The organism is Arthrobacter sp. TMN-49 (assembly GCF_054511095.1).
The window spans coordinates 1-17679 of sequence record NZ_JBTNDH010000035.1 but is presented as its reverse complement, the minus strand read 5'-3'; the positions used below and the strand labels follow the sequence as shown (position 1 = coordinate 17679).

Annotated in this window: 12 protein-coding genes and 2 pseudogenes; 8 read left to right on the top strand and 6 right to left on the bottom strand. The window is 56.4% G+C overall.

Going from position 1 to position 17679, the window contains the following annotated elements; translation table 11 throughout:
- Positions 1-86: 86 nt before the first annotated feature.
- The gene (locus ACX80E_RS14295; RefSeq protein ID WP_459302684.1) at positions 87-1805 is read left to right on the top strand and encodes a DUF262 domain-containing protein; all 1719 of its coding nucleotides are present in this window, start codon (positions 87-89) and stop codon (positions 1803-1805) included.
- Between the two features lie 161 nt (positions 1806-1966).
- Here ACX80E_RS14295 and ACX80E_RS14290 read toward each other — a convergent pair whose 3' ends face one another.
- The 5 genes from ACX80E_RS14290 to ACX80E_RS14270 all read right to left on the bottom strand — a co-directional run bounded on the left by ACX80E_RS14290 (position 1967) and on the right by ACX80E_RS14270 (position 6312).
- Positions 1967-2959, bottom strand: coding sequence for a DUF4192 family protein (locus ACX80E_RS14290; protein WP_459302682.1), 993 nt, complete (start codon positions 2957-2959; stop codon positions 1967-1969).
- Positions 2960-3150: 191 nt separating this feature from the next.
- A complete protein-coding gene (locus ACX80E_RS14285; RefSeq protein ID WP_459302681.1) occupies positions 3151-4119 on the bottom strand; it encodes a hypothetical protein in 969 nt (322 codons plus the stop codon).
- A complete protein-coding gene (locus tag ACX80E_RS14280; RefSeq protein ID WP_459302680.1) occupies positions 4119-4685 on the bottom strand; it encodes a hypothetical protein in 567 nt (188 codons plus the stop codon). The genes ACX80E_RS14285 and ACX80E_RS14280 overlap by 1 nt, the downstream gene beginning before the upstream one ends.
- A gap of 97 nt (positions 4686-4782) precedes the next feature.
- Positions 4783-5295 (bottom strand): SRPBCC family protein, encoded by a 513-nt coding sequence (locus ACX80E_RS14275; RefSeq protein ID WP_459302678.1) that lies wholly within the window; start codon positions 5293-5295, stop codon positions 4783-4785.
- 102 nt (positions 5296-5397) lie between these two features.
- Positions 5398-6312, bottom strand: coding sequence for an oxygenase MpaB family protein (locus ACX80E_RS14270; RefSeq protein WP_459302677.1), 915 nt, complete (start codon positions 6310-6312; stop codon positions 5398-5400).
- Between the two features lie 789 nt (positions 6313-7101).
- Between ACX80E_RS14270 and ACX80E_RS14265 the strand changes: the two genes are divergently transcribed.
- The 7 genes and pseudogenes from ACX80E_RS14265 to ACX80E_RS14235 all read left to right on the top strand — a co-directional run.
- A complete protein-coding gene (locus ACX80E_RS14265; RefSeq protein ID WP_459302676.1) occupies positions 7102-8127 on the top strand; it encodes an SMODS domain-containing nucleotidyltransferase in 1026 nt (341 codons plus the stop codon).
- A 116-nt stretch (positions 8128-8243) separates the two neighbouring features.
- Entirely contained in the window at positions 8244-10007 is a 1764-nt protein-coding gene (locus ACX80E_RS14260; protein WP_459302675.1) for a ThiF family adenylyltransferase, read from the top strand.
- Positions 9994-11166: an SAVED domain-containing protein gene (locus ACX80E_RS14255; protein ID WP_459302674.1), complete on the top strand. Its 1173-nt coding sequence runs from the start codon at positions 9994-9996 to the stop codon at positions 11164-11166. Before ACX80E_RS14260 ends, ACX80E_RS14255 begins: the two co-directional genes overlap by 14 nt.
- Before the next feature lie 684 nt (positions 11167-11850).
- Entirely contained in the window at positions 11851-12489 is a 639-nt protein-coding gene (locus tag ACX80E_RS14250; RefSeq protein WP_459302691.1) for an SMODS-associated NUDIX domain-containing protein, read from the top strand.
- A 796-nt stretch (positions 12490-13285) separates the two neighbouring features.
- Positions 13286-14494, top strand: a complete 1209-nt coding sequence (locus tag ACX80E_RS14245) for a hypothetical protein (protein ID WP_459302673.1) — start codon at positions 13286-13288, stop codon at positions 14492-14494.
- A 1690-nt stretch (positions 14495-16184) separates the two neighbouring features.
- Positions 16185-16820, top strand: coding sequence for a hypothetical protein (locus ACX80E_RS14240; protein WP_459302672.1), 636 nt, complete (start codon positions 16185-16187; stop codon positions 16818-16820).
- 89 nt (positions 16821-16909) lie between these two features.
- Positions 16910-17332, top strand: a pseudogene (locus ACX80E_RS14235) (transposase); the annotation flags it as partial.
- 3 nt (positions 17333-17335) lie between these two features.
- On the opposite strand, the pseudogene ACX80E_RS14230 reads toward ACX80E_RS14235, so the two are convergent.
- Positions 17336-17679 (bottom strand): annotated as a pseudogene (locus tag ACX80E_RS14230) (transposase); the annotation flags it as partial.

Below are 17679 nucleotides of genomic sequence, written 5' to 3'. Positions count from 1 at the left end.
ATCAAACCCGGCCGATGGTTGCTGTGTCAGTGGATACCAATAGACTCGGGCTAGTCCTGCCCATATTAGAGATCGTGGAGTGAACAATGGTGACTACCGAGGCCCTACCGAGTAGCAAAATCCAGGCGAATGAACATGCACTTTCTGATGTTTTCAATGCCAAGTTCAATTTCAGTATTCCCGACTACCAACGCCCCTACTCTTGGGGTCAGGAGCAGGCCGCCGAGCTCCTCAGTGACATTCAGGATGCAGCTGAACGGAGTCCAGAGGAACCGTACTTTCTGGGTTCGATCGTGCTCGTAAAGACCGCCGGCTCATCGGACGCAGACGTCATCGATGGCCAGCAACGACTGACTACCCTGACTATCCTCTTTGCCATGATTCGTGAGCTCACCATCGATCTTGAACTTCGCGGCAATCTGCAATCCCTCATAGTCGAACTTGGAAACAAGGCTCTCGGGTTGGCCCCGAAGCCGAGACTCACTATCCGCAGCAGGGACAGTGAAGTCTTTAACAATTACATTCAGTCTCAGGGTTCTGCGCCCGAAATACAGTCGCTTGATCTGGAAGGACTAGCTACCGACTCGCAGAAGGCGGTTATTGGGAATGCAAGGTATTTTTTGACCGAGCTGACCAAGATGACTGAGGATGAGCGGCTCGACTTGATTCGGCACCTCCTCAGGAAGACATTTCTCGTAGTTGTTGCGACCGCCGATCTTTCTAGCGCTCACAGAATCTTTAGCGTGATGAATGCTCGGGGGATGGACCTCACTCCGGCTGACATGTTCAAGGCTGAAATCATCGGCAAGATTGATGACAGCAGCAAGGAGAGGTACGCCAAGAAGTGGGAGGATGCCGAGGAACAACTCGGCCGGCAGGGGTTCGCCGACGTTTTCCTCTACGTTCGCATGGTCATTGCCAAGATTCGAGGCCACCGAGAATTGCTTCTTGAATTCAAGGAACAAGTTCTGTCGCCGCACCTTAAAGATCATTCTGCAGACCATTTTGTGGACCATGTTCTGTTGCCCTATGCCGCTGCCTATTCGCAGGTGCGTGACGCCAATTTCTCAGCGACTCACGGCGCCGATGAGATCAATGCGTGGCTGACCAGGCTTTCTCAGCTCGACAACAATGACTGGGTACCACCGGCAATCTGGGCGCTCAAAGAACATGGGGGCGATCCGACTTGGCTTGGACAGTTCTTTGCCAGGCTGGAACGGTTGGCTGCGAGCATGCTGATTAGGCGCGTATACACGACCCCTAGAGCTCAGCGGTACGTCGAACTTTTGAAGCAATTGGGCAACGGGGATGGTCTTGATTCCGCAGCTTTCGAACTAGACGAAGCTGAACGTAGCGAAACAAGGCTTGCCTTGGATGGTCCCCTCTATCAAAACAAGCGTGTGGTGAAATATGTCCTGCTGCGTCTGGACGAGACGCTGACTCAGTCCAGCGGAGTAACCTACGCGCACAAATACATCTCTGTTGAACACGTTCTACCTCAGAATCCGAAGGAAGATTCGCAATGGCGCCAGGACTTCACAGATGAAGAACGAACACTCTGGACTCACCGAGTGGGTAATCTTTTGCTCCTGAACAGAGTTAAGAACTCCGAAGCATCGAACAGAGACTTCACACATAAGAAGCAGGGTTACTTCACAGGGAAGAATGGTGTGACCAACTACGCCCTCACCACCCAAGTTGTTCAACAAGACGCGTGGACAACCGAAGTACTGGAAAATTCTCAGACCGACAGGATGAAAATGCTGGTCAAGTTGTGGGAGCTGGGTAGCGTCCACAGCTACTAATCCGGAGCGAGTTGGGTAGTTTTGCTCCATGAGGACTTCGATCCGGAATAGTTGACCACAAGCCAGAATCAGGATTGTGTCCGCACCGGATTTGAACCACCGACCTGGAGATTACCAGTCGTTCGTGATGGGTCAATTCCAGCTCCAATTGCGATGAGCTGCTACGCCAGCCCCATTCCTTCGATCCGTGGCCCACGGCTCATGGGCGGCTGGTACGCCGAGTTCTTGTCCATGGCCCAGGGTGCAAGGACGCCGGCGACGACCATTTGGTCGCTGAGTTGGGCAAGTCGGTAATGGGGGTCGGCTTCGAGAGCGTGTTGGAAGCATTGGTGGGCGCGGGATCCTTTGCCTTCCCACCACTGGATGATGCCAAGACTGGTGAGTACGGGGGCAGCATCAGTTCCATCTGCCCGGGTGTATAGATGTAGCAGGACCTCCTGGGCGCGGTCGACACGTTGCCAGTGAGGCGGCCGCTTAGTTTGGCCGAGCAGCAAGTCGCCGAGGCTGTCCTCCAGTCCAGGAATGTCGGCCAGGAGCCGGTCGCGCACGGAGATGAATTTGAAATCTGCCAGCAACTCTGCCGACTGTGCATCCGTTGGCAGGGCAGCACCATCGAGTACGCCAGCCCACAAGATTCGTGCCTTGGCGGTGGCAGCCTGTGGAGTCATGGACTCGATTCGGAGGCAGTGTTTGAAAACCTCTTCACTTAGATCCCGCCGAGCGAGAATGGGGACACGAAACCCCGGATTGGGTTCGATGCTGGAGCCACGGAAAACCAGCTCGGCGTTGAGCTGGCTTGTTTTGATCCCTTCAAGCGGGCTTCTGGACAGCGGATCAGGGACAACTTGGAAGTAGTTGGTGAATGACGTTTCCCCGATCAGCCAGCCGTCGTAGACTTTGATGTTGTGCTGTGACAGCTCTCCGGCCAGGAATCCAATGACGTCTTCATACGGATGTTCATCCATCGGTTCCCACGGGGCAGGTGTGAAGATGCCGAAGACGACGCCGGTTGCCTCAGGGTCGTTGGCAATGCACCTGACGACGTCATGTACATAGCGGTTGGTGTCCGCTCCCGCTGTGGGAAGTCCTACACGAAGAGTCGAGCCAATCCGGCGTCCGTCCAGGGAAGGCAGACCAAGCTTTCCTTCGGCCAATATCCGAGGGTATGTCCCATGAGGCTGATGAAGTCTTCCGGGGTCTTGATGCTGAGCCGTTCCACAATTCCTCCGACCATTCACGGGTCATGAGCCGAAGCTCCTGTCGCCAGTTCATGGGAAGGAAAAGGAAAAGCGACGTGGACTGTCCAGTAGGGTGCGGCTGGTCCGGCTTCGAAAGCTGAGGGCCGTCAATGTCCCTGCAGCAGCTGTTCTGCCTGGTTGACGAGCACTCGTTCGCGGGGATTCAAAGGCATCCCGCGAAACTGGTAGTCGCGTACTTCAACAACACAGCGGTGGAGATGGACAGCGGTTTTCCCCTTGATCGGGTCGAAAATGGGGGTCCAACGATTGCGGAGCACGTACTTTCGATCGGTGGTACTGCGCAGCCAAAGATTCATCAGCAGCACCATGAACCAGCGGGAGCGAATGCTCAGCCGCAGTCGCTGCATGGATTCACGGTAGCGCGGCAGCATCAAGCCAATGCTGACCAGAATTACGGCCAAGCTTTCGAAGGCTGGAAAAGACCAGTTGAGCCCGCTAACTATTGCGTTGCTGTGACCGGATGTCTCTTCGAGCAGCCCCAGCGCCAACCGATTGGCCAGAGCCAGAACCATGAAGACGCAGCCAATGGCGAAGCAGCCAACGCCCGACTGAAAGGTGCGGCTGCGCATCTGTGGCCAGAACTTCAGAGAAGTGCGTGCGACCGAAACACAGACTCCAATGATGAATGCTGATCCCGTCCAAAGGAACAGCTGCATGCCGGGCTGGTCTCCGTAGGCCAGCGGCAGATTCCGGTTCGTTACGTCTATCTTGCTGAGTGAAAAACCCGCGACGACACACGTCCCGGCCACAGCGGCAGCCAACCGTCCCCACCTCAGGAGGTGGCGCCGTCGTTCTTCATCATTGAAGGCGGCCAGGACCATGGCAGTATGAAACTGCCAGAAGCCAGCCAGGATGGTCAGGATGAGGACCAGTCCGACATGGTTGTGCCCGCCGATAAGGGGGTCCGTTGCGGCGTACACGGACGGTATGAAGAGGGTGCAGGCTATGGTGGCAAAAAAGGTGGCGCGCAGGACGGATGCGCGTTCCTTGTCCAGAGCTGTGGGAAGACGGACAGCGGTGAGGAGCCAGAGCATTGCCGCTGGAACGTAGTCCATTATCCGAAGACCCTGTTGAATCCAGACGGGTCGGCAGATGGTTCCTGCGGGCGGCGGAGGATACGTGCGGTGAGGAGATCCGCAAGGTACTCGGCAGTGACCTCGGTGTCGCTGTCAAAGCTGCTGCGTCCGAGGATCATCAAAGGTATCTGGGGGATGCCTGGTAACGGCGGGAGAAGAATTGAAGTGGCACAGAACTGGTGATTCAGGATCATGTGCGAAAATTCGTGGAGGATGATCAACTGCCGGTGCCAGACAGTTAATTCTGGCGCGTGGAGGACGTAGTCACAGTCTTCACAGTGAAGCCAGAGGCCACAGAGATCGTGCCTGTCAAGGGTGGGCATTTCCCCGATGATGATAGGCAAGCCACTCCTGGCCTCGATCAACGAATGGATGCTTTGCAAATCCGGATACTCGCCAAGGTCAAGCTCTCGAATGGCGCCGCGCGCTGCGCGACGGATCTGCCGGGGGTTCAGGTGAGGCGCCTTCGCCTTTGGGTTCTGCTCAGGCTTTACTTTGGGCGTGTTTTTACCGACCTGCTCCTCTTGGTGCTGGCGAATGAACATTTGCGGAACCCATCGACTTCCTCAGCGGCTGAGACTCAACGCCATGTCTTTAATGCTAAGTCCGTCAGTGCTGGCTGGGTAGGCGTGGGAAGAAACTCTATTTGCTGTTGCTTTCGCTGTTCCGGGCGAGGTGTTCGCTGAGGCCCTCTTCGCCACGTCGCATTAGAACCCGGTGGGCGTAGGTGAAGGCGGGGGCGGCTACGGGGCTCAGGAATGACATCCAACGGCTGGTGGGCCTGACTCGCCACTCGATATTCATCCGGGTGCTGCCTCCGGTGAGGTCAACCAACGTGACACGGCCTTCGCCGTGCAGGTCGCCCTCAGCATCAAAGACAATCTCGTTTGGGCTGTCAACGAAGGTCGGGTGATAGGAAGCTTTCAGCGTATAACCCAAGGAAGCCTTGAAGTTCAGGGTGGCGGTGGTCGCCATCAGAATTCCAGCATCGCTGGCACCAGGAGTATGCGGCGCCCGCTCGAGTGGTTTTGCCAAGGTGCACCCTGGCCACCAATCGGGCCAAGCCATGTTGGGATCGGCAATAACATTCCAAACTTCCTGCATGGTGTTGGGGAATGTCCATGATGATGAAAGGTCATAGAGTCGAGCTGTCATGGGGCTATTGTTGCATAGCTGCTCCGCTGGGAGCTGCTGGCGGGGTGACTGCCGGGATGCGAAGTGCTCGGTGCTCGTTGGAAAGTAGGCTGCTGGGAAACACTAATATTGGTGCGGCCGGCGTCCTGGTGGCTCATGATTCGGCTGACCTGTTTGAGACATGACGTTTTTCGGTCCGATGTCATCGAGGCGGTAGCCGTTGGGGTAGAGGCTGGAACCTGCTTGGCCCGGGACGAAATGAGGCTCTGCGCTGAGCGGACGGCGGCGGTGGATGGCGTTGCGTATATACAGTGCGGCACTCAGGGCCGCTTTGCTCAACTGGGTGGCGTGGGGAAGACCGAGGGCATCGGTGAGGCAGTCGTCGTCGAACATGGCCGAGAGCATTGGCCGGGTCAATGCTCGGGCAGACGCAAGAAGTCTGGACTTGAGGACTTGGACGGTGCTGGCCATCAGTTGTGCGCCGGCGGGGGAGTGGGCGATGTTGTCACGCTCGTAGCTGTCGAAGAACCGTTCCGCGTCTTGGAATGTTGAGGGGAGGCCGGCGATGTGCATGCGGGTGCCGAGTTCTCGGTAGAAACGGGTTGCCGCGGTTTCCTCGGCCAGTGTTGGCGCCCGCCAGGCATGCGTGCGGGCCCAACGGATCGGGACAACGAGCAGGGTGAGGAGGACGTAGAGGAAGTCGTGCTGGCTGCCGGGGACGTGACGATGGACATGGTTGAGCAGTCGAATCATGTGGCGGCCGCGGTCGCTGTTCAAGCCGCTGGTGATGAGCTCGTAGGTGACGATGGCGGTGTCGTAGGAGCGTTTCATGGGGCTGACGGTGATTTCGCCGTTGTGGTGCAGGGTTGCGGCGATGCTGGGGATGGCGAAGTTGCGATAGTAGGCAAGAAAGAAGCCGAGCTCGATGTCTGCGGCGAGGTCGTACAGGACCATCTGGCGGTACGTGGCTTCCCAATTCTCGGACTCAGCTTCTGCTTGCCGGCGGGCGGACTCGGCGAGGCTGGGGTGAATACGCATTGGAAACCGCCCGTCGCTGCTGGTGCCAATAACCCTAGCGCTGTTCGAGATACGTGAAGGGCGGTGGGCGAATTTCATCGTAGAGCGACTCAACTTCCGCGACCAAACACAAACCTAGCGTCATTCGTCGAATTCGACCGGCGTGGTGCGTGGAGTCGCCTCGGCAGCAGAATGTCAGACCCCTCACGCTATGGTGGTGCCAAGTCTAAACGGTGGTTATGACCGTTACTAGTAGGGATCGTGCTGGCTGTGGTGCTGCCCGGGTGTGGGGGCAGATCCAAGGCGCCAATGTCAGCTGGAGAACTGTCAGCTGGTGGAACTAGGGCCAACCCCGCGCGACTTGCAGGGGGGGCGATTTACTGGGTTTCTTGTTGCGGACCGGGCGTAGCCACCACTCGTCTGCTTTGACCTTGGGGCTCATCGACCGGGGTGTCATAGGTCTGCTAGACAGACAGCCCGTGCGTAGTACGGTTGGACCAGGCTTGCCGAAACTTTGTAGCCGTTTGATGTATCTGTACTTGCAGGGGGGGAACATGCCGGTTCGTGGCACGGTAAATATTTGCGATGAAGTGGTCTCATGATAGCCGCGTCGATCCAAAGCATGCATTGCCCACCATGTAGTTGATTCGCAAGAGCAACATCGTTCACTTTGGCGCGACGGTTCGTGACCGGATAGTCGCGCTCGGACGGGCCAGCCCCGAAGCACTCACGGCCCGTTCAGCCCATTTCTTCGCCGATTACCGATCACGCGGTCGAGCTCGGCGCTCTGACAACGCCTGGAGGCGCAGCATGAAGCACACCGACTATTTCAAGAACTTCCTCGAAAATACTGTCAACCTTCCTCAGTCGAAGGTCGATTTACTCAGCGCGAGGGTTGATTCGATCTATAACTGCCTGAAAGCCGACCCTGACCTGAAGCTGCTGGTAAAGAAGAAGGTCCCCCAGGGGTCCTGGCCTCAGCGCACTATTATCAAACCGGTCAACGGCAATGCGTTCGACGGCGACTTCATGATCCAGATGGTTGAAGAGCCCGACTGGGAGGGCAATCTGAAGAATTACGGCGACGCGATCTACAACGTTTTACACGAGACCTCGCCTTACAAGAACATGCCACACGGTCGGAAGTGCCGCTGCGTCTACGTCAACTACGCTGAGAATGCGATGCACGTCGACGTTGTTCCCTTCGTGGTGCGCGCTGACGGCACACAGTGGATCATCAACCGCGACGACAACACGTGGGAAAGTACCGATACAGACGGCTTCACCAATTGGATGAAGCAGCAGGATGGGGTCGCAAACAAACGACTGCGTGAGGTCATCAGGATCATGAAGTTTCTGCGTGACCACAAGAACTCCTGGACGGGCACTAGGTCGATCCTTCTTACGACGTTGTTGGGCGAGCAAGTCGTGGAGTGGCGCAAGGTGCTCGACAGTGGCTACTATGGCGACCTTCCGACGGCCCTCCTACACATCGTTTCTGACCTAGATGACTTCCTCCAAGCTAACCCATACAAGCCGGTGATCACTGACCCGTCTGGCTCCGGCACGTCGTTCGACCATCGCTGGAGCCAGGAGACCTATTCTCACTTCCGCAAGCGGATCCATGTGCACGCGGCTGATATCAAGGATGCCTACGAGGAGACCGACTTCGACGAGAGCGTGAAGAAGTGGCAGGCACTATTCGGCGATGGATTCAAAGCACCAGCAGGTTCGGAGTCGTCCAGGTTCTCAGGAGCAGGAAAGTTCAGCGCTGTCTCTAGCGCGGTAGCCGCTGTCCCGATGTCGACCGTCAAACACTCGGGCCGCGCGGGGTGAGCACGAGGTGTAGTAGCGAGTGGCAGGCAAAAGTTCTTGCAGACTTGGCTGCTTTCGCTGAGGCATTCCCGGGTGAGGTCGAGTTGATCGGTAGGCCACGGCACAGCAGAGGCGAGATGCGCCTGCGACTACGAGTCTGCACCTCTGGCCTTGGGTATGCAGAGGGCGGGCTGCGACTTCGCGACTATGAGGAGTTCCAGGTCATCGTGGGTCCTTCGCACGTCCCACCGCCGCGAGTCGAGGTCAGTCACCTACGGTTCCTTAGCCACGCTCATGTGCTTCAGGGCACGAGGCTCTGTCTATACCTCGATCCGTCTCGGGAATGGGATCCGGCTGATGGATTCGGGGGCCTGATGGATCGGCTCTTGGAGTGGCTCAGGGACGCTGCTGCTGGACGTTTCGATGCTCAGACAGCGCTCTATCATGCGGTCGGTGGTGTGCTGCACGAAACTGATGGTGCGCCGAGTGTCGTCGTACGTGACTCGCTCACTTCGAACCGTCGGGTTCGGCATGGGTGGCTCATCGAGCGGACATCCAAGCGCTTTGACCTAGTGCTCGACCGTGATCGAGACCAGAGCGCGCATGTGGGTGTCTCGGCTCAACACGCACCGATCTTTTGGCTCGATGCAGCGTTGCCTCTGGGGGCCGGGAGTACCTTGCTCTCTTTGCTAAGTGTCGTAGAAGATTCCTATGCAGGGCACGTGGCTCCGGCGGACGCCTTCGCTACCAAGCGCTCCCTGACAGGGCTCACCGCCCCGCTGCTGACAGTCCTTGGCGCGAGCACAATTCGGAAGACCGATGGCGCGCCCCAGCGCCTCGTCTTTGCAGTCCCCCACCCAACTGGCGGCCCTCCGCACCTATTGGTCGCAAGTATCCCGGCGCTCGGCGCCGACCAAATTCGTGCGCTGGCCCGCGCGAGCACAAGGAGTAGCTCCGTGATTAGTATTGACCCCGCCAAAATCGACCCTGGTCTAGAGGTGAGCTGGTTGCCTGTCTCCGATCAGCGTCCGGAGGTAACTACTCGCCGTGACTCTACACGGCCTGTCTCCTCATTCTCAGGCAAGACTGTGCATATCTGGGGCTGCGGCGGTCTGGGCTCATGGGTTGCCGAGTTTGTCGTCCGAGCGGGGGCCATGAAAGTTGTACTTTGCGATCCAGGCCGCGTTACTGGTGGCCTTTTGGTCCGGCAGAACTACAGCGAGACGGATGTTGGTGAGTCGAAAGTGGAGGCTTTGGCTGCGCGCCTGCGCGCGATCAGCGACGTCGTCGAGGTGACGCCACGCGAAGCGCATGTCCCCGAAGCGTCTGACTTCAACAATGCTGACGTCATTATCGATGCGACTGTCAGTGTCGCGGTTGGTCGCATGCTCGATGCTGCCGCCGCAAGCGCCAAGCGCCCAGTCTTCGCGCAGATGGCATGCGATGTACGAACCGGGACGCTCGGAATCCTCAGTGTCTCGACGCCACCGGAGATCACGGGCTGCCTGACCATCGACCAGCAGGCCGGGAACGCGGTGCGGGACGACGGTACGCTGGAGCCGTTTCATGAGTTGTGGAGCGCAGAGACTGACGCTGATGAGATCATCCCGACTCGAGGGTGCTCCGCGCCGACCTTCCACGGCTCTGCTGCAGACTTGAGCGGTCTTGCGGCGACCTTGACCAGCATCCTCGGCTCTCACCTCGGTTCAAGTGAACCTTTATCCGGGACGCACCTGATCTCGCTTCCTCATGGCGAGGCCGGGCCAATGAGGAGATTCGTGGCCGTGGCCAGCACGAGGTCGCCGACCGTAGCGCCGAACTTGTCAGAGACGCAGATGGATGACAAGTCCAAGGAAGCGAACCAGTACCAAACCGCGGGAGATGCAGATGGCTTCTTCTGACAAGCGAAATACCACCGTTAACCGCGGGCGCATTAAGGATCCAGTGCGCAACGCACTCTGGGCACGGACTGCCGGACGCTGCACGATCTGCAACCGCCGCCTGCTCGGTGACCAGCGGACTTATCTGCATTCGGTGCTGTTGGCAGAACTGGCGCACAACGTCGGCGCCACAGATGGAGACGGATCGCCTAGGAGCAAAGACAACGACGGAATCGAAGATACCGAGGCTGAGGAGAACCTGTTGCTCTTGTGTCACGACTGTCACAAAATTATCGACAACCCTGACCACATCGACTTCTTCCCGCCTGAGAAACTGCGTGAGATCAAAGAGTCTTTCGAGCGACGAGTAGAGATGGTTACAGAGGACGGAGGGCTTACCCGAACCGCAGCTCTCCGCGTAGGCTGCTTGATTCGTGGCTCGCTCGCGATAGCGTCCAAGCGCGAGGTTGCCGAAACACTACTGGCTGTCAACTATCTCGGGCTCGTTGAGACAAGGCGCAGTGGTGACTTCACCTGTAGAATCAACGGCGCTGCTGGTGGCCGTGGCTTCTGGGATGCTGCCCAGCAGTCAATCGACGACACCATCGGGCAGGTCCGCCAAGCGGTCGACAGCGGCGACGTTGAGCACATCTCTGTTTTCGCCGTCGCGCCAATACCTGCTCTCGTCTACCTAGGATGGCACCTTGACGACAAGAGACCGACACGGCTCTTTCAGAAGCGTCGTGATCAGTTCATTGGATGGTCATGGGGCGACCATGAAGACCCGATCGACTTTTCAATGAATACTCTCGAAGCGAATGCCTCAGCCGAAGACGTCGTACTTGTCTGCGCGCTGACGAGCGAGGTGGATCGTTCAGCTTTCCCCGCCGCCATCGTCGACGCACCGGTCATAGAGGTGCGTCCGGTAGGAGTGTCGCCCCGACCTGAACTGCTTTCGCATGAACAGTCTCTGGCGAACTTCGCGAAACGGTGGCGAGCGGCGCTTGCGCTGGCTGAGGCCCACTTCCCGGGTGCTAAACGGTGGCATTTGGTCGCGTCGGCACCGATCACGGCCTCGATCGAAGCAGGCCGTGCCTTTGCACGAGATATCCATCCACCTGTCATGGTGTATGAGCGCACGGATGTTGCTTACGAAGCCGTGATCATAGTCAATGACTAGCATATTCAAGGCGATCGTCTCTTTCCCATTGATTCAAGCTTGGTGGGGGTACGTGCTTGATATTCATAAATTTCAACTCCACCTCGATTTGAATGGGCCAAATCCCGCCTGCTGCGACAACTGCTCGTAATCCAGGGCACGCCTCTCCACCGATACTTGTCTTTGCCCCATTTTCATCTCCATAGAAATTGGCATCCTCGACACCGCAGACTGCAATTGGACTCCGTACCGAAGTGGAGAAGCCCGAACAAGGCAACATATTCCAGTCACGTGGAGGTTTTCCATGAGTCGACGCGCCCATATCCGCCGACTGAGGCTTCCACTGTAATGTGGCTACGGGGCACTTAGCTGATCCTCGTGCCAGTTGCTCGACACTGTAAGGAGTGCGCTCATGAACGGGGAAATGGGCAGTTCGGCAGCGCTGACCGTCAAACGTTTGGTTGAAGTTCGTTCAAATCACAATCAAATAGATCAGAGTGAGAACTTGTCCGCACAAGAAAGATTGAGAGAATCTCAGTGGCCCGTGTAGTCATATACCTTGTTGGGGTCATTGCTTCGGTGGTTACTGCATCCTTCGTTGGCGTCAGTAGCGGCTGGTTCACCATCCCGGCTGGAGCAGCTGTGGGTTTTCTGATCCCACTCATTGATGCTGCCATTGCGAATGCTCGATCGTTCAGGATCATAATGTATTCGCTGCAAACATGGCGTTGTCGAGTTCGAGTCTCGATCTCGTACCTGTACCGAATTAGGGTCGACAACGAATACATGCTGATTAAAGGCAAGCGGTTCGAGCAGTTCCAGCCGGTGGGAGGAGTCTACAAGTTCCACCCATCCTCCTTGGGGATGCGTACTCAACTCGATGTTCGTGACGATGAGCTCCTTGCACCAGATCAGATCAGCGATCAAGATCTACGAGTTCGAGTGAAGGGAAAGCATCTGCTCGCGTTCATTCGGTGGTTCGAGAAAGGCATTGGGCGAGAGACCGACGGATGGCGCGAGTTCTATGAAGAACTGGTTGCGTCAGGGATTCTGCCTGAGCAAGAGTTCCGATCTGTGCGATATGACCGGATTCGACGTCACTACGAACCTATGAGATTCAGTGAGTGGGCGCGAAGTAAGGAGATACTGATCGCCGATATCTTTGAGCTGCTGCCTTCTCCGCAACAACTAGAGGCCTTGAAAGAGCTGCGAGTTGCGGAGCATCCGGAGATCCTATGGGCGACGGAATCCCAGATCCAACGAAATGGAGTGGTAGTAGGTTCTTCGAGTCAGACTACAACGATCGCCCGCACAGCTTCTTGGACACTCGGCGGCGGCAAATGACAGGGTTATGGCAGCCAGGTGGCTGTTCACTTTCAACTTTGACTTAGCGGCTGCCATCAGCGGTGGTTCTCGTTGATGTGACGCGGCAGTCACGCAGAGCTAGGTATTGCCCGGAGGCAGGCCAGGGCTTCGGGAACCTCTCGTGCCAGATACCTATAGGCGGCCTCTAGTCTGTTTGGCTGGTGGTGTCGCCATTCTGGGTGTCCTTCTCGAAGGGCAGCCCACATCTGTTGGTTTCGGAGTGCATCGACCGGAGCCTTGAAATGTAGATCCGTCTCGGAGCTGCGCCAGTAAGCCAGCTACCATGAATATGCGGCAGTCTGACCCTGTAATTGTCTCCCGTGGGGAAGCTGACAGTGGTCTGGAGCCTGGAGACTTCATAAGTAGTTCCATCGTCATCTGGTGAATCTTCGTCTTTTACCGTTATTGAGAATCGGTTGTAACCGTGGCCCATATGTGACAACGGGGCCAGCTGCCTTCGGCGCTGAGAGCAAAAGTGTGTCGTAGTTCAAGTTCCCAATATGGACGTTGCCATCGAAACTGTTGATGATGGCTTCCGCCAAGAGTTGCATCTCGTCATGTAAAGTCCAGTCGCCGCGGGAGCGTCCCATGATGACTTCTCGGACATAGCTGATGCCCATGTCCCGGACAGCCGCAGTCAGTGTCGACGGCACTGTGAGTTTCGCTTTCTGGGACGCGTAAAACCAAACAAGTGAACCCAGCTTCGTAACGAGCCCAAGGTCTTAAAGGTGCGATTAGCCTCACCTTGGTAAGATTAATAGTTATGAGTATATCGATGAACGGCCCTGCATACTCGATAGCCAGCTGCGTTGTGGAGACCGCTCACCGACTCACCGCGACTCCGTCGTCAGATGCTGACTACGCGCAAAAGCGCCAGGCGGGACGTGCCCTTCTCGCCGCAGAGATAATCGCATTCAGAGAGCTGCCGGAGGGCGTCCAGAAACGAAGGCATGGCCAGGGCCTACAACTGGTACTAGGGTTCTATGATGGTTCTGGAATCGAAGCCATCTCTTCAGTCGAAGCCAATGTGGTCAAAGAAATTGGTCTGTCTGTGGGTGGGTGGCCATGGGCTATTCAGCTGGAAATGCGTGTGCTCTCAGGCGCTGACGACTGGATTGGGTCCAAGATTGATTGGCCAGTTGATCGCCCAAATAGACACCTCGATCTCATACAGAACCCGATTGACAGACGCTGCATAATCCAGGATCGTGGTCTCCTGCAGCTTTTCGGGCGAAGGCTACGCTACCGCGTTGGGGTAGACCACGCTGGCGGCTCATCTGACTTTTTCTGGTGGACTACGGCTCAGACAGAGCAATGGATCGCCTTCCATTTATCTGATGAGAGCACAACGGAGCCTGAGCTGGATGCACGACGCAGTTTCAATGGCGCGGTGCAAGAACTTGCTCACAACATCTTTGGCATTACGAGTAGCTATGACCCGCTCTATAACACCGCGGATGACTGGGGATTTGTCGATCTAGAAACTGATCCGATTACGGTACGAACCGTCGGCCCCTACAGCCCAAGAGCAGAGACCCATTCTGACGTTAGTCAGACGTTGGCTCGTGCCGGTGGTCAGCTGAGGGTTGTCAACGACAGAGTCGTACTGTCGGAACGACAGGCCCAGAATCCTGGGCAGCCGTACGCGGAGTATTTGGAGGATCTCCTTGAAAACGGAGATCTAGGTCGGCGCGCAACCGATGTCCTTATCGTGTACAGAGGTGGTGTCAGCTCAGACCGACCGCTCCAAGAAGAGTATTGCTGCAGGATATTGGATGCGGCGAAGGAATTAGTTAAGCACGGTGTCGAGGTTGTTTTAGGCTTCGGACACGGCGAAACGAGCGTCTATGAAACCGCTGGGTACGAACCCATTATTGGCGTTTTTGAAGCGATAACGCCGACTGCTGCTGCAGCTTGGGTCGTCAAGGAACACGTGAATCAACGTCTTGTGGACGGCGTTGTTGACCCGGGTCAACCGCTCTGAATCTACGCCCGCCGCCCAATTTGCGCCAGTCACGCGGCCAGGTCGTATGAGCGGCGAATTTGTATGCAATCCGGTCGGATAGCTTTACACACTGTCAGTTAGAGGATGTCATCAGCCGGAGTTTTCTGGTCATTCTGGTCGAGGATTTCCGCAATAACTTGGGAGACAACAAACTTTTTGAGAAGCTCCGGGGTGTAATACGGCGCGTACTGCTGGCGCTAATGGCAGGCAAGGCGGTTTAAGAAACAGCCCTTCTCATGGAGGACTGGCCGCACCCAACCCTGACACGTAGGGCGTTGACACGGTGTATTTTCTGGAGATGATTTCCTTCGCGGCTCTTCTTCGGATGATGGGTTGCGTTCGAGGTTGAGTGGCTCGTAGAGTTCACCTGTGGTGAGGGTTTTCCAAGGTGCGCTCTCCCAGCTTCCTCGCAACGGCAATGACGGCAGGGTACAGCAATGTCCGTGTTCGGTTATCAATTGGTAGCAGAAAGCGGCAAGTTGCGGATCCATGCTCCGTGCTACGGATAATGATTGGTAGAACGACGGGCGCAGGACTGCCGGGCCTTCCTTGCTGATCGCCCGGTGGGACTGCCTCATGGTCCTTGATGACCAGTGGTGGGTCCGACGCCGAGTGTTAACGCCAGCCGAAAATAGGGCCACAATCGCTAAGTGAAAATGAGGCCACCTGACATCATTGAAGGTGACCAATTTGGATGTTTGGGTAATTGAACCGTCCCGGGAATCATGCCGCAGTCTTAGCGGTGATGTCGTCGTAGGCGGCATCGCCGGTTCCATCGAGGGCTGCAACAAGTCCATGTCCAGTGTGAGGCGTGCACACTAACGGGAACGCGCGTCGGGGCGCTGAGGATCGGGTCCGCGAACGTAACAACTTGCAGGCTGAATGTGATGGATCAAGAGGAAAATGACAAGCAAGATGCGCCAGTTGACCGGACACGCTCGGGGTCATGCGGCAGTCGGTCTGGAATTCCCACCACGTCATACAAAACTCATCCCAATCAGTGCAAAGTGGAGAGTATTTAGTATCACTCGTTGTTCCAATAGCGCCATATAGAAAAAGGTCAAAACAGACCATTGGCAACTCAAAATGGCCCTTTGTAGATCAAGCGGGGCTAATGAACGTTGATAACTAACGAGGGGTTTTGAGTACTCAATATGCTCTGACCTGCGGCGTTAGTTTTCGTTGGTATTTACATGAGGTTGTAATTCTGAGCGTTCTGCACAAGCTGTTTCGGTTCGAATGTCGCGGGTTCTCGGCCACTCACTATTTCGGTTCGAATTCGAGAGCTCGCTGCTGACTGGATTGGACTGGTCTTGGCCCTGAACTTTCGGGGCTAGGTTTTCGGTGGGTCGGTTCTGCCCTGCGCATCTTCTCCGTGGACTGCTATGCCGGGGGTCTCGGCTACTGATGGTTCGTCTGCGCTGCGTATCAAGGTCGAGGAAATCAAGCCGTGGGCTGCTTAGGACTATTCCGCTGTCCGAAAAGTCCTAAGCAGCCCACTTCGTGCCGTTTACCGTCACAGGTGCTGCTCGGTGCGCGTGGCCCAGGAGAGCGAGCCTTCAGTATGCTGGGGTGAGATCGGGAATTTGCTACTAGTCTCTGAGCATCAGGCAAACACTTCTTAGAGTGTCTTCTTTTCCGATGGGGACTAGCAACTGAAGGATTGGCAATGAATCAACTCATGGACGCGTTTGAGCGCGATGTCAGGACAATTCCGAGCGAAAAGTTTGAGGTCTACAAGACGGGTTGGGAGGGACAGCTCGGGATGGCGCTTGTAGACGCTGTCTATTCGAAACAAATGGTCTACGAGACCAAGCGCGGCAAGGGACTTCTACCGCGGTTGCTTGTGTTCAAAGTAGAATATCCGGAGGCCGGCCTTGATCTCCGTGAACTGCTCAAGCTCTCGGAAACCGACATAGAGGACGTTCTTGGCCACGGGGTTACGAACGGCAGGAGCAAGGCGTCTGCGGTCTTGGAAGCCGCCACCCGCCTCGTTCAGCTTGGGGCGTATACGTACGAGCAGTACGACCATCAGAACCAGGCCCAGAGAGATGCCTACCTTGATGTTCACGGGTTGGGATCAGTCACGCACAACTACTTCGGGATGCTGATGGGGTACCCGGATACCAAGCCCGACACGTGGATCATACATGCGGTCCAACGTGTCGCCGACGCTGAGAATTTGGACGTGCTTGTCAATTCCAAATTGGCCAGAACTGTGGTGCTGGAGGTACATCGACGGACGAATTTGGGAAAGACAGTCACGCACATGGACCATGCAATCTGGTTGACGGAACGAGAGTGAGCTTAAGGTTCTAACGGTCTAGTGGGGCCGCAGGACACTGATATAGATGTGTTTCTCCAACAATCGGCATTGATCCCGATGGTGATCCCGATGTCCATACGGACGACCACGCGTTCGGGTACCGGTTCATCGCCGATGAACTCCCGGCACAAGGTATCATCGCCGGCGAGAACAGGGTCCAGTGCCTCTGCAGTTTTCAAGGTATCTGGTCTGTCTTTGCCAAGAAGCGGGGCCTGAATCGCAAGCCAGGCCCTCCCGTCCATGATGATCTCGTCGAACGAGATTTCACGGCCAGCAAGGCCAACGAGCTGTGGCTGACTGACATCACCGAGCAGCCCACCAAGGCAGGCAGGCTCTACCTCTGCGCGGTCAAAGACGTGTACTCCGGACGAATCGTCGGTTACTCCATGGACTCACGGATGAAATTCAAGTTGGCGGTGAGCTCATTAGAGAACGCGGTGCGCACACGCCACCCAACAGGAACGGTGGTTCATTCGGACGGGTCTGACCAGGGTTTAGTTGACAGGTTGGGCTGAAATTTTGGTGACCGGTTGAGTGGTCTTGTTTATTGTCTCAAACTCGATTGGTGTTAGCTTGCCGAGGCGTCGTTGGCGGCGCTGGCGATGGTAGGTTTTCTCGATCCAGACCACGATGGCTAGGCGTAGTTCTTCGCGGGTTTCCCAGCGTTTTTGGTTTAGCACGTTCTTTTGAAGCGGTGAGAAAAAACTTTCCATGGCGGCATTATCAGGCACACCCCCGTGCGTCCGACAGATTGCAGGATCCCTAATTCCTTTGAGGCTTCCCATAGCTGTGTCGAGGTGAATTGCGCGCCGCGGTCTGCGTGGAACACCACGTCTGC

What these genes read in the sequence shown, in the direction of transcription:
- ACX80E_RS14275 (WP_459302678.1), bottom strand. Translation starts at nt 5,295, where the DNA reads ATGACAGCTCGACTCTATGACCTTTCATCATCATGGACATTCCCCAAC.
- ACX80E_RS14245 (WP_459302673.1), top strand. Translation starts at nt 13,286, where the DNA reads ATGAACGGCCCTGCATACTCGATAGCCAGCTGCGTTGTGGAGACCGCT.
- ACX80E_RS14240 (WP_459302672.1), top strand. Translation starts at nt 16,185, where the DNA reads ATGAATCAACTCATGGACGCGTTTGAGCGCGATGTCAGGACAATTCCG.
- ACX80E_RS14280 (WP_459302680.1), bottom strand. Translation starts at nt 4,685, where the DNA reads ATGTTCATTCGCCAGCACCAAGAGGAGCAGGTCGGTAAAAACACGCCC.
- ACX80E_RS14250 (WP_459302691.1), top strand. Translation starts at nt 11,851, where the DNA reads ATGTATTCGCTGCAAACATGGCGTTGTCGAGTTCGAGTCTCGATCTCG.
- ACX80E_RS14260 (WP_459302675.1), top strand. Translation starts at nt 8,244, where the DNA reads ATGCGCCTGCGACTACGAGTCTGCACCTCTGGCCTTGGGTATGCAGAG.
- ACX80E_RS14295 (WP_459302684.1), top strand. Translation starts at nt 87, where the DNA reads ATGGTGACTACCGAGGCCCTACCGAGTAGCAAAATCCAGGCGAATGAA.
- ACX80E_RS14270 (WP_459302677.1), bottom strand. Translation starts at nt 6,312, where the DNA reads ATGCGTATTCACCCCAGCCTCGCCGAGTCCGCCCGCCGGCAAGCAGAA.
- ACX80E_RS14265 (WP_459302676.1), top strand. Translation starts at nt 7,102, where the DNA reads ATGAAGCACACCGACTATTTCAAGAACTTCCTCGAAAATACTGTCAAC.
- ACX80E_RS14255 (WP_459302674.1), top strand. Translation starts at nt 9,994, where the DNA reads ATGGCTTCTTCTGACAAGCGAAATACCACCGTTAACCGCGGGCGCATT.
- ACX80E_RS14285 (WP_459302681.1), bottom strand. Translation starts at nt 4,119, where the DNA reads ATGGACTACGTTCCAGCGGCAATGCTCTGGCTCCTCACCGCTGTCCGT.